The sequence below is a fragment of the Bartonella sp. TT121SHDZB genome, from assembly GCF_042193415.1.
In the GTDB taxonomy this organism is placed as follows: Bacteria; Pseudomonadota; Alphaproteobacteria; order Rhizobiales; family Rhizobiaceae; genus Bartonella.
Map to the genome: position 1 here is coordinate 185,447 of NZ_JBHILR010000003.1, position 12,953 is coordinate 198,399.

The window sequence follows — 12,953 nt, forward strand, 5'->3', positions numbered from 1 at the left end:
TTTATAAAGCGTTTTCCATAATTTAATTAGCTAAACCAACAAAAATAATCATTAAAAAAGACAAAGATCATGAAAAGGAGAAGAATGGAAAAACCTAAACGAAAAATGATTCCCTGAATTTTAGCAGATATTTGCCTCCCAGTAATGACTTCAATGACATGCAATAAAAGATGCCCACCATCAAGCGGTAGAATCGGAAAAAGATTAATAAGCCCAACACTTATTGAAAGAAAAGCTGCCAAGTTTAACAAAGAGATAAAACCTGTCTCGCTCACTTTCCAAGCAATTTTAACGGTTTTAGAAGGTCCACTTAGTCGACAATGATCCTCTTTTCCTCCTATTAAACGACTCATAAAAAGAACGGTTTGAGTGGCTATAAACACAGTACGGTCTGACGCTTCTCTTATAGCTGTTACAAAACCATAGCGAATATGTTTTATATAAGTTGGATCTAAACGTGCAGGATTATTTAAATCAACAGGAACGCCTACACCTATCATAGCACTTCGGGTTCGATTACCAAATCCATCATCTCGCTCAACGACTTTCGGGGTAATCATTGTTGTAAAGACTCGCCCCATGCGTTCTATTTTAAACTCTATGGGCTCTCTTCCGTGAAAAGTCACATAGTTCATCAAATCTTCAAAACTTTCAACCCGTCGTCCATCCATTTCAACAAAACGATCACCTAATTCCAAACCGGATTGAAGAGCAGGGCTATCTTTTACCAAAGAACCAACAACGGGCTCAATGGCTACACGACCATAGATAAAGAAAAAAAATGTTAGAATAACAACAGTAAAAAGGGCATTGAAAAGGGGACCAGCAAAAACAGTTGCTGCTTTTTTCCAAGCATGCGCACTCGCAAATGAACCATCAACAATCAGAGATGATTGGGATGATACCGTATCGATTTTCTCCTCATCCCCAACAAATTTTACATAACCTCCTAAGGGGATAAGTGCTAAACGCCACTTCGTGCCACGCTTATCTGTATAACTCGCTATCTCTGGTCCAAATCCAAGCGAAAAAACTAACGCCTTAATACCACACCACAGACCAATGAGATAATGCCCAAATTCGTGCACAAAAATGATAATCATAATGATGAAAAGAATACTCAAACTTCTTAAAAGAAAATCACCCATAGTGACGATATGATTTAAAAGTTCCAAACTATCTTCTCCCAATTAGATCATACTAAAAAGATTAAAAGGCGCATCCATATCAGACATAAATGAACCAATTAAATAAAGAAGAAAAGCCGCCCCTACCAATCCGTCTATACGATCCATAAAACCACCATGTCCAGGCAATAAAGAGCTAGAATCTTTAACAGAAAACCGTCTTTTGAGCCATGATTGCCCTAAATCACTCAATTGTGAAACAATTGACAAAACAAGTGTAAGGAGCGGCACAAAAAAACTGGCTAAATTTATATCAAAAAATCCAAAAGCAACCCATATACCACCGAAAACTCCGACAAATGTACCACCAAGTGCTCCTGACCATGTTTTATTAGGAGAAAATTGTGGTGCTAATTTAGGTCCCCCTAATGCACGTCCGATAAAATAACCACCAATATCCGTTCCCCATACTATCGTAAATAAGAAAATAACAACTTGGAACCCCAACATTTCATGATCCCGTAGAAAGCATAAAGCAACAACAGGAAAAGATGCATATAAAAAACCACAAAAAACCCAACCACTCTTCTTTATAGATATAATCGCCAACACCGTAGCCAAAACGATTAAAACACAAAAAATCAATGAAGCAGATATATTCTGCACTAAAAAAAAGCCGAAAAATAAATAAAAAATACTTGCTAATATTTTTTGTAAAACACACCACTTCTCTTTAGTAATACTCATCCACTCATAGAGAATAAAACCGCCAATACACCATACAAACAAAAAAAATAAGGTTCCTCCCAACCACGTTAGATACAATGCAATAATGCCAAACACAAAAGCTGTCAGAACACGATAAACCAAATTAGACAAAATAACATCCACACAATAAAAATAGAAAATACAAGCTCTAAAATTGTAGTATTTTTATTTCACACTTGTACAAACTTCTCCTATAATTTACCATAAATAATCCAGTTTACCAAGATAGTGCTTACAAGACAAATAATCAATGAAAACAGTGTACAAAATCTTCATATCAAGATTAATCCTAAAACATGTTTTTTATTTCTCAAACATAAAATGAAAAAGCAGTTGTCTATGCTCAGTATCAATTAATTCATAGAAATTTCGTATAAAAACACTTCTCTATCAATTGCTTGTTATTTAAAAACGAATTTGACGCCACATAACATCTGCTTGTTCAATTCTATTCACATATTTTATAATGGAAAGTAAGAGCAAGATTAAGGCTTATTTTTTGCGTTATATTTTTCCCCTCCATCTTAGAATATTTGAATACCCCTTAATAATGCTTTTTCATGCAGTTTAGTAAAGACATACCGAACAAAAACTCTCACCACGCTATTAAATAGTGCCCTCCAGCGAAGAATATGACTCACTACGCAGATGAAAGAATAAAAACATCTGCCCTTTCAAATCAATCATTCCCATATCAAGATGATAAAACGGTAAAATATCCCCCTACATCACAGCTTACTATCATAATGCACACTATTCTCCACTTATCCATAGAAGAAATTTACATGTTGAGAGTATAACATCCTTTTTTTCTAGCGATAAAGCTGTTTTAAACGTGTATAATTTCAGATTCTTTCATGGCTAAAATTTTATCGATATCAGCAATAGTTTCATCTGTGAGCTTTTGAACTTTCTCTGATAAATTATGGGCTTCATCTTGTCCAATTTCACCATCTTTTTCTAACTTTTTTAAATTGTCCATGCCATCCCGACGAACATGACGCGTAGCAATACGTGCTTGCTCTGCATAGTGATGCGCAATTTTTACAAGTTCTTTACGACGCTCTTCGTTTAACTCAGGCAAAGGAATACGTAGATTCGTACCATCAGTTATGGGATTTAAACCAAGTCCAGAATCGCGAATAGCGCGCTCTACAGCTCCGACCATCGTCTTATCCCATACAGAAACCGAAAGCATCCGAGGTTCGGGAACAGAAATATTAGCAACCTGATTTATATGCACAACAGAACCATAAGATTCAACGGTCAACGGTTCTAATAAACTGGCCGATGCACGTCCAGTCCGCAAACCACCTAACTCATGTTTAAAAGCCGTAATAGCACCATCCATGCGACGTTTCAGATCATCCATAATTGATGTAACATTCATATTTCTGTCTCCTTCAATTGTCCTTTGAAGCTTACCCTTATTCCGATACTATTGTAAAGCGTCCTGTTCCATTCAAAACCTTAGCCAAACCGCCTTTTTCATGAATGGAATACACAATAATCGGTACATTGTTCTCACGTGCTAAAGTGACCGCCGTTGAATCCATAACAGATAGTCCCCATTGCAAAATTTCAACATGTGTTAATTGATCAAAACGCTTAGCCGTAGGGTCTATCTTTGGGTCTGCTGAATAAATACCATCAACTTGTGTTCCTTTAAGAAGAACGTCCGCACCAATTTCTGCTGCACGTAAAGTAGCAGCAGAATCAGTGGTAAAAAATGGATTTCCCGTACCTCCCGCAAAAATAACAACTTTTCCCTGATTCATATAAGCTATCGCCTTACGTTGCGAGAAACTTTCACAAATTTGTGGCATAGCAATCGCAGAGAGTACAACAGTTTCAACCCCTAATTTTATCAAAGATGTTCGCAATGCTAAAGAGTTAATAGCAGTTGCAAGCATCCCCATATGATCACCTGTCACTCGCTCACCACCATGCGAAGCAACAGCAACGCCTCGAAAAATATTTCCTCCACCGATAACAATCGCGACTTCTATCCCCATTGCGCGCACTTCTGCAATATCGGCTGCGATACGGTCTACAACAGAAACATCAATACCAAAACTTTGCCCCCCCATAAGAGCTTCACCAGAAGCCTTTAAAAGTATACGTTTATACGGAAGTGCTAATGCCATTAATAATCTCCCCAAAAGCACATTTATTTTCGCTTTTAACACCACGAAGGGCACCACTTTTTTCACGTGACGCCCTTTCAACAATTATATTGTTCTCATCAGAAATTCTACAGCCAACGATATCATTTTAAATCTCTGATCAAGAGTTTGCAATAACTAGCTCTTTGCAGCAGCCGCAACCTCTGCAGCGAAATCAGACTCCTCTTTTTCTACACCTTCACCTAACGCAAAACGAATAAAGCCTGTGATTTTTGCTGGTGCACCAATTGATTTCTCAGCGTCTTTTAAAGCTGCTTCAACAGTCATATCAGGATTCATAACAAAAGCTTGAGAAAGCAAAACAACCTCTTCAAAAAACTTACGCATACGTCCTTCTACCATTTTTTCAATGATATTTTCAGGCTTTCCCGACTGACGTGCTTGATCTGAAAAAATTGCTTTTTCACGTTCAACAGCAGCAGCATCAACATCTTGTGCTGTAAGTGCTAATGGATTGGTTGCGGCGACATGCATCGCGACCTGCCGTCCAAAAGCAAGAGCAGCTTCTTTATTTCCTGTCGTTTCAATTGCAACCAAAACACCAAGTTTTCCAAGCCCATCAGCTACACTATTGTGTATATAAGTCGCAACAACACCATTCTCAACAGACAATTTAGCGGAACGACGAAAAGTCATATTTTCGCCAATTGTACCAATTGCATCTTTAATTGTAAGCTCTACAGTCTTCTCAGAGCCTGGATAAAGAGAAACAGAAACAGATTCAACATCCCCTGGCGTATCTAAGGCAGCAGTTGCTACTTTACGCACAATGTCTTGGAATCCATCATTGCGTGCAACAAAATCTGTTTCAGAATTAATCTCAATCAAAACTGCATGTGAATCTTTTGATACGACTCCGATTAATCCCTCAGCTGCTGTACGACCAGCCTTTTTATCTGCTTTAGCTATTCCTTTTTTACGAAGCCAATCAACAGCAGCTTCCATATCTCCATTGGTCTCTGCTAGAGCGGCTTTACAGTCCATCATGCCAGCGCCAGATAGTTCTCGAAGTTCTTTTACTTGTGCAGCAGTAATGCTCATATTTGCCTCTTTATTTTGTAACAGTGAAAGCGTGCAAAATCCCTCTGCACGCCTATAACTTCTTCTTTAGACAATAAAAGTACCTTAATTAGGCATTTTATATTATTCAGAAACTTCTGAAACTGCATTTTCTTCCAAAATAGGTTCCACAGGTGCATCAACTTGAGCTCCTAAATCGATACCCATTGCTCCTTGCTGGCGTGCAATACCATCAAGAGCAGCACGGGCAAAAAGATCGCAATAAAGAGAAATTGCACGTGAAGCATCATCGTTCCCTGGTATTGGATGTGTTACGTCATCAGGATCACAATTGGTATCAATAATAGCAATCACAGGAATACCCAAACGTTTCGCTTCTTGGAGTGCAATATTTTCTTTATTTGTATCGATAACAAATATAAGATCTGGAACAGATCCCATATCCTTAATACCACCAAGCGCACGATTAAGCTTTTCACGATCACGTTCAAGATTTAAACGTTCTTTTTTGGTAAAGCCTTGCGCTTCAGCAGCAAGAATTTTGTCAAGCTTACGCAAACGATGTATCGAATTGGAAATCGTTTTCCAGTTTGTGAGCATACCACCAAGCCAACGCACATTAACGTAATATTGGGCAGAACGATTCGCCGCATCAGCGATAATATCAGATGCTTGCCGTTTCGTACCAACAAAAAGAATACGTCCACCACGTGCAACAGTATCTGAAACAAGTTTAAGAGCTTGGTGTAAAAGCGGAACAGTCTGAGCAAGGTCAATAATATGGATATTATTACGCTGACCATAAATATAAGGAGTCATTTTGGGATTCCAGCGATGAGTCTGATGACCAAAATGCACACCTGCTTCTAAAAGCTGGTGCATAGTAAAATCGGGTAGTGCCATAAATCTTATCCTTTCCGGTTCAACCTCCGCGGAAAAAGCAGGAAAACCTACTACCGGCGGATGCCTGCTAGAATCTTCTCAAAGACCATGTGCAAACACCCAAACTCCGCGTGTGGAATAGTGTGAACATACTAATATTTGATTCTTTTTCAAGTCATTTTCTTCAATCATTTAATATTTGCATTTTCACATTGTTCAAGATCTTTTCCAAGTTCGAGGAATTCGAGACTGTTCAATTTTGCACGCACTGAAAAAGTTCCATAATCTATATGAAGATCACGCATGACACCATTCTCATGTAAGAGAAAACTGCTACGATAAACCGGTAAACCATCTTTATTTTCTTCATCATCAAAATAAGAGATTGTAACAGGCCAATATTCTTCTTCATCCAATTGTCTCATTTTTTCCGTTTCGCTATCAGATAAAAGCGCCTTCTTCTCCCCTATGACGATACTTTCTTTTGTAACTTTATCTGCTTTATTTGTCCCATCAAATACAGTGACATGATAAAAATAATGCCCTGCCTTTGCATGGCGGATAATATTTTTTAGTTGCATTATTGGAAATTCAGCCATTGCAAGCTTATATTCTTTTTCCTTTGGCTTTTTTAATGTAACTGTAATACCATCTTGAGTACGCTCCGCGACCCCTTCGGCACGATGCGCAACCTCTTCTCCTTCTTGATCGGTAATATCAAAACGAAATGTACGGCTGTCCCCTGTTTCATAACTCGTCGTCTGTTGATCCGTTAAACGTACCGGCATACCTTCAATGTTCATACGACTAATAAAACGAAAACGGGTGTTATAACCCTGACATGCCGAACCAGTAAGCTCGTAAACCATTCGCCCTGTCATTCCAGAAATTGTCATTTCATGCGAAACACTATCGAGATGAAAATCATAAATTGCTCGATGAGGCACAATAAAAATAGGCTCTTCAGCTCTCGCAGTACATAAAAAAACACTATATAAAATTATTATAAATAATGATCTAATCATTCCCAACTTCCAAACTTTATCCCCGTTGCATAACACCATACAATAAAGCAAAAAAGGCTAGTTTCTCAATTAACCACACATTTCCTTAAATCAAAAAATAGGGTATGCAATGAATGTATTATAGAACAGCTATGGAGTTTAAATTATGACCAATGTAATTGAAAGAAACTTAGAAAAGTTCGGTATCACTCTTCCTGAAGCAACCACCCCCCTTGCCAATTACATCACTACTTCGCAAAGTGGCAATCAACTCTTTATTTCTGGACAGCTCCCTCTTATTAATGGAAAACCAATAGCCATCGGTAAAGTTGGTGCAACTGTGAATACCGAACAAGCCCAAAAAGCATCTGAAGCTTGCGCTCTCAATATTCTCGCGCAACTCAAGGCAACTCTGGGTGACTTAAATAAAATAAAACGTGTGGTCAAAATTACTGTTTTTGTGGCTGTAGATTCTCATTTTACCGATATTCCTTTTGTTGCCAATGGAGCTTCTAATTTATTCGTCAATATCCTTGGTGAAATTGGAAAACACGCCCGTTCTGCTATTGGTGTTGCCTCTCTTCCTATGGATGTTCCTGTAGAAGTTGAAGCCATCATAGAAATCTAAACCTTCATTAAGACAGTGCATTATCCTAAATATAACTGAAGTCAAAATACTTCTTTGTCTTACACTCTGATAAACCTTGCATTTTTTCGTTTTTAAATTAGAATCTTAAACTTACGATAAAAGGAAATATTTGTATGAAACAAGCTTATGATAATAACAATATTTTTGCTAAATTGATTCGCAATGAAATCCCTTCTGTTCGTGTCTACGAAGATGATGATGTTATTGGATTTATGGATATCATGCCACAGGCACCAGGTCATACGCTGGTCATTCCTAAAAAAGGCTCTAGAAACTTACTTGATGCAGATCCTGAAACATTATTTCCTGTTATTAAAGCTGTTCAAAAAATTGCAAATGCTGTCAAAAAAGCCTTTCAAGCAGATGGCATAACTGTCATGCAATTTAATGAAGCAGCTAGTCAACAAACCGTCTATCACCTTCATTTTCATATTATACCACGTATGGAGGGAATAGAGCTTACCCCTCATAATGATATGATAACGCCTCCAGAAATACTTGAAGAGCATGCAAAAAAAATCCGTGCAGCTTTATAACACACTCTTAAGTTGTTGTGCTTTTTTTTCCTACACGTTTTTTTGTAAAGTTTTCCATTTTACTTTTCTTTGAACTTACAGATATATCGGAAGATGAAATTTCTAACTGTAAGCTTTCTTTTTTACCATTTGATTTTTGTATCAATACGCGAACGGTACCACCATTGCGTAACTTTCCAAATAAAATTTCATCAGCTAATGGCTTTTTAATATATTCTTGTATAACACGCCCTAATGGGCGTGCTCCCATCTGAGAATCATATCCTTTATTAGAAAGCCATAAAGTTGCAGAAGGGCTTAATTCAAAACAAATTCCCCGATCAGCTAATTGTGCTTCAAGCTGAAAAATAAATTTTTGCACTATCTGATTGATGATTAAATGAGATAAAGGTGCAAACGGAATAATTGCATCTAACCGATTACGAAATTCTGGTGTAAATAACCGATTGATTGCTTCTATATCCTCACCATCACGATGTACTTTCCCAAATCCAATAGCTGATTTTGCCATATCTGAAGCACCAGCATTGGTTGTCATAATCAAAATAACATTGCGGAAATCAATTTTCTTACCATTATGGTCTGTTAATCTACCATAATCCATTACCTGCAATAAAATATTAAATAACTCTGGATGCGCTTTCTCAATCTCATCTAGCAATAGAACTGCGTGAGGTTTCTGATCAACTGCATCTGTAAGGAGACCTCCTTGATCAAACCCTATATAACCCGGAGGTGCTCCAATTAAACGTGCTACCGTATGCCGTTCCATATATTCTGACATATCAAAACGCAATAATTCAATGCCTAAAGATGATGCAAGCTGTTTTGCAACTTCAGTTTTTCCTACACCTGTTGGTCCTGAAAATAAATAACTTCCTATTGGTTTATCCGGTTCGCGTAAACCTGCTCGCGCCAATTTTATGGATGAAACTAAGACGGAAATTGCCTGATCTTGACCATAAACAACATGTTTGAGTTCTCTTTCAAGCTTACTCAGTATCTTCTGATCATTCCGGGAAACTGTTTTTGATGGAATTCTTGCAATTGTAGCAACAGTCGCTTCAATTTCTTTAACACCTATACTCTTCTTGCGTTGTTTTTGTGGCAAAAGCTTTTGCGCTGCGCCACTTTCATCAATAATATCAATTGCTTTGTCAGGTAACCTACGGTCAATTATATAACGTGAAGATAATTCTACAGATGCCTTCATCGCCTGATCTGTATATTTAATCTGATGAAAATCTTCAAAGTAAGGCTTCATCCCCTGCAAAATCTTAATCGCATCTGTAACAGAAGGTTCATGAATATCAATCTTCTGAAAACGACGCTCTAAAGCACGATCTTGTTCAAAGAATTTGCGATATTCTCTGTAAGTCGTCGAACCAATACATCGCATAGTTCCAGAAGATAACACAGGTTTCAAAAGATTTGCTGCATCCATATTTCCCCCTAATGTCGCTCCTGCTCCAATTAAGGTATGAATTTCATCAATAAATAAAATAGCATCTGGACACAGCTCAAACTCTTTAATAACTTGCTTTAAGCGTTCTTCAAAATCACCGCGATAACGTGTACCTGCAACAAGTCCCCCCATATCAAGAGAAAATATTGTTGCATTTGATAAAACTTCAGGCACTTGCCCATCAACAATACGCTTTGCCAATCCCTCAATTATAGCGGTTTTCCCTACTCCAGGATCACCAACCAAAAGCGGATTGTTTTTTGACCTTCGACATAAAATCTGAATCATGCGTGAAATTTCTATTTCACGGCCAATTAATAAGTCAATTTTTCCATTACGTGCTTTACAATTGAGATCAACACAATAATTCGTTAAAGCACTTGTTCCTCTTTCACCATTATCCGAAATCTGCTGATCTAATTGTTCTTCAAGTCCTTCAAGTAACATGGATAATCCATCATCACGCGTGACACCCTGTGAAATAAAACGTACAGCATCATAGCGTGTCATTCCCATCTCTTGAAGAAAATATGCTGCATGGCTTTCACGTTCAGAAAAAATTGCAACAAGAACATTTGCCCCCGATACTTCATCTTTTCCAGCTGATTGTGCATGAATCACCGCACGTTGGATAACACGCTGGAAAAAAGCTGTAGGCTTTGTATCTTCATCAGCTCTAATCTGTTCATCTAACTCTGAGCAAAGATAATTGGTTAAACGCTCGCGTAATTCCTCCACATCTACTTGGCAAGCCTGAATAACGGAATTTGCATCGGCATCATCTAACAGCGCAAGGAGAAGATGCTCTAATGTTGCATATTCATGCCGTGCTTGAGTAGCAATTGTTAATGCACGATGCAAAACCTCTTCAAGACTAGGTGTAAAAGATGGCATATCTCCTCACTTCCATTCCATTACACATTGTAACGGATGTTCATTTTGACGCGCACATTCCCTCACTTGTAATATTTTCATTTCAGCGACTTCATAAGTATAAGTTCCACATTCTCCTATCCCATTGTGATGAACATTTAACATTATCCGCGTTGCCTCTTCGAAACTTTTTTTAAAAAAGTTCTTCAAAACGAAAACAACAAAATCCATAGGTGTGTAATCATCATTAAGCAAAAAAACTCGACATAATTTAGGTTTTTCGAGTTTTTCTCTAGCCTTAGGCATTATAACCGCACCATGCCTACCTTCATCCCAATTTTTGCCCTTTTCATTATGCATAATATGAGGTATGGAGTTTATTATAAGCATCTGTTCCATTATCATTTTCCATGCTGCACATTATTTTATTAATTTTAAATTCTTTCATAACTATTGCAATACCTATTTGTATTAGAAAAAAATTTTCCCTCTATGGTTAGACTTCAATCACTCGCTCATAAAATAACTTCTGTAAACAAATTAGTAATACCATTCGTCTAAAATGCATCAACAAATTACAGAAAAGGAAGCTTTATAGAAGTTTTTAGGATAAATGGAGAAATAGGATACTGCAAGTGTATATTAATTATCAAAAAATTATGCGCTACTGTAAAACAATAGCAATTTCTTTTGTTATGTTAGCTTTTTCTTACTGTTGGGCATTAGCCACGCCTCAAGGGGCCTATCCTGATAAGTATGCGGCTATTGTTATAGATGCTACTACGGGAAAAACTCTATTTCAAGCCAATGCAACACTGAAACGTTATCCTGCTTCTTTAACAAAAATGATGACATTGTACCTCCTCTTTGAAGCTATGCAGATGCGTCGTGTGACACCAAACACACCAATTCCTGTTTCTCATTATGCAGCAATGCGTCCACCAACAAAAATTGGGTTTAAAGCAGGCCAAACAATTTCTGCTGAAGCGGCAGCTAAAGCACTCATTACAAGATCTGCAAATGATGTTGCTGCTGCCATTGCAGAATATCTTGGAGGTAGTGAAAAAAAATTCGCTCAAATGATGACAGCAAAAGCTCGTAAACTTGGCATGAAACATACACATTTTGCAAATGCTTCAGGACTTCCGGATGTGCGCAATTATTCTACAGCACGAGATATAGCGACTTTGTCATTAGCTTTACGTAAACATTTTCCAAAACAATATAAATTGTTTAAAACAAAAAGTTTTAATTTTCGTGGACATACGATTAACAGCCACAATAAACTCGTAAAAATAATGAAAGGTGTCGATGGAATTAAAACAGGATACACACAAATGTCAGGTTCTAATTTAGCAACTTCGATGCGTCTTGAGGGGCGCTCTATTGTCGCTGTTGTTATGGGAGGCAAATCATCTACTGCACGTGACGAACATATGGCTAGCTTATTGAATCAATATTTGCCCCAAGCAAGCCAAATGAAAAGTGGTGAACGTTTAATAGCTTCTGTACGTTATCACTTACCCACTGGCGCTAATACTCCGATACCAACCATTAAAGATGATTCAAGTAATTTTGACGATGAAATTTCGACTATGTTGACAGCATTTGCAGAACAACCTAAAAACTCCAATATCGCAATAACGGCTGTAAATAAGGTAATTATACCAATACCGAACCCTCAAAAAACTACACCGGTTGAGACTCATAAAATTGTAACAGCCTCTTTGTCCGAAAATGCTGGATGGGCTATCCAGATTGGTTCTCTTCCTAGTGAAGAACAAGCAAAAACTCTACTTTTAAAAGCAAAAAATACAGCTTTTTCCATTTTAAAGCACGCATCTTCACATATGCAACTGTTTGAAAAAAATGGGCAGCGTTATTACCGAGCGCGCTTTACAGGGTTTCAATCAAAAAAAGCTGCATTTGATGCGTGTTCTACATTAAAGAAAGCAAATTTTAACTGCTATACTGTAGCCTACTAAAAGTTTTTGAATTCTGCATTAAGGATAGTATTATGACAGATAATGCTTTTGCTTCATTCCATAAAAAAGAAGTTTTATTGAAGCAATCATCCCTCCTTTCATTGCGTTCTCTTCACGATGCTGCCGCAAAACTTACTGGTTTAAAATATAATTCGACTGCATTAGATACACAATCTCTTGTTAATCTTCTCATTTGCCAAACAATGCGCAACCGTCGTCTCATAATGCCTCCTGTACGCATTCATTTACGCGTTGCGAGCCAAACTGGTAATGTACCTATTAAAATCCGTCTAGGAGCAACAAATATTTAATTCTACAGACGATCTCTAAAAAATTATTTTATTATTAACCATTATCTACAGCCTTAGAAAATTCTTTGATAGACATACTTCATTATTAAGTTGTAGGAATTGTTCTGATGTTTTTTTCAACTATCCCTAGAGATCTTCAAGCTTCCA

General features: G+C 37.4%; 13 protein-coding genes. 4 read left to right on the forward strand and 9 right to left on the reverse strand.

What is annotated here, in order from left to right; all coding sequences use genetic code 11:
• Window positions 1–26 precede the first annotated feature (26 nt).
• The 7 genes from ACFIKI_RS03270 to ACFIKI_RS03300 all read right to left on the reverse strand — a co-directional run bounded on the left by ACFIKI_RS03270 (window position 27) and on the right by ACFIKI_RS03300 (window position 7,008).
• Complete coding sequence (locus tag ACFIKI_RS03270) at window positions 27–1,175, reverse strand: RIP metalloprotease (protein WP_375665653.1); 1,149 nt, start codon at window positions 1,173–1,175, stop codon at window positions 27–29.
• Window positions 1,176–1,190: 15 nt separating this feature from the next.
• Entirely contained in the window at window positions 1,191–2,006 is an 816-nt protein-coding gene (locus ACFIKI_RS03275; protein ID WP_375665654.1) for a phosphatidate cytidylyltransferase, read from the reverse strand.
• Window positions 2,007–2,724: 718 nt separating this feature from the next.
• Window positions 2,725–3,285 (reverse strand): ribosome recycling factor, encoded by a 561-nt coding sequence (frr, locus tag ACFIKI_RS03280; RefSeq protein ID WP_375665655.1) that lies wholly within the window; start codon window positions 3,283–3,285, stop codon window positions 2,725–2,727.
• 37 nt (window positions 3,286–3,322) lie between these two features.
• The gene (gene pyrH / locus ACFIKI_RS03285) at window positions 3,323–4,042 is read right to left on the reverse strand and encodes a UMP kinase (RefSeq protein ID WP_375665656.1); all 720 of its coding nucleotides are present in this window, start codon (window positions 4,040–4,042) and stop codon (window positions 3,323–3,325) included.
• A 156-nt stretch (window positions 4,043–4,198) separates the two neighbouring features.
• Window positions 4,199–5,122 carry a translation elongation factor Ts gene (tsf, locus tag ACFIKI_RS03290; protein ID WP_375665657.1) on the reverse strand — a complete coding sequence of 308 codons (924 nt, stop codon included), beginning with the start codon at window positions 5,120–5,122 and terminating at the stop codon, window positions 4,199–4,201.
• Between the two features lie 102 nt (window positions 5,123–5,224).
• A complete protein-coding gene (gene rpsB / locus ACFIKI_RS03295; protein WP_375665658.1) occupies window positions 5,225–6,004 on the reverse strand; it encodes a 30S ribosomal protein S2 in 780 nt (259 codons plus the stop codon).
• A 167-nt stretch (window positions 6,005–6,171) separates the two neighbouring features.
• Window positions 6,172–7,008, reverse strand: a complete 837-nt coding sequence (locus tag ACFIKI_RS03300) for a cell envelope integrity EipB family protein (RefSeq protein WP_375665659.1) — start codon at window positions 7,006–7,008, stop codon at window positions 6,172–6,174.
• Window positions 7,009–7,153: 145 nt separating this feature from the next.
• Between ACFIKI_RS03300 and ACFIKI_RS03305 the strand changes: the two genes are divergently transcribed.
• Both ACFIKI_RS03305 and ACFIKI_RS03310 read left to right on the forward strand, forming a co-directional pair.
• Window positions 7,154–7,615: a RidA family protein gene (locus ACFIKI_RS03305; RefSeq protein WP_375665660.1), complete on the forward strand. Its 462-nt coding sequence runs from the start codon at window positions 7,154–7,156 to the stop codon at window positions 7,613–7,615.
• Window positions 7,616–7,749: 134 nt separating this feature from the next.
• Complete coding sequence (locus ACFIKI_RS03310; protein ID WP_375665661.1) at window positions 7,750–8,172, forward strand: HIT family protein; 423 nt, start codon at window positions 7,750–7,752, stop codon at window positions 8,170–8,172.
• Window positions 8,173–8,179: 7 nt separating this feature from the next.
• Here the strand turns inward: ACFIKI_RS03310 and clpA are convergent, their stop codons facing one another.
• Entirely contained in the window at window positions 8,180–10,531 is a 2,352-nt protein-coding gene (gene clpA, locus ACFIKI_RS03315; RefSeq protein ID WP_375665662.1) for an ATP-dependent Clp protease ATP-binding subunit ClpA, read from the reverse strand.
• Between the two features lie 6 nt (window positions 10,532–10,537).
• A complete protein-coding gene (clpS, locus tag ACFIKI_RS03320) occupies window positions 10,538–10,909 on the reverse strand; it encodes an ATP-dependent Clp protease adapter ClpS (protein ID WP_375665664.1) in 372 nt (123 codons plus the stop codon).
• A gap of 236 nt (window positions 10,910–11,145) precedes the next feature.
• Between clpS and ACFIKI_RS03325 the strand changes: the two genes are divergently transcribed.
• Both ACFIKI_RS03325 and ACFIKI_RS03330 read left to right on the forward strand, forming a co-directional pair.
• Window positions 11,146–12,495, forward strand: coding sequence for a D-alanyl-D-alanine carboxypeptidase (locus ACFIKI_RS03325; protein WP_375665665.1), 1,350 nt, complete (start codon window positions 11,146–11,148; stop codon window positions 12,493–12,495).
• Window positions 12,496–12,527: 32 nt separating this feature from the next.
• Window positions 12,528–12,806, forward strand: coding sequence for a hypothetical protein (locus ACFIKI_RS03330; protein ID WP_375612117.1), 279 nt, complete (start codon window positions 12,528–12,530; stop codon window positions 12,804–12,806).
• Window positions 12,807–12,953: the final 147 nt, after the last annotated feature.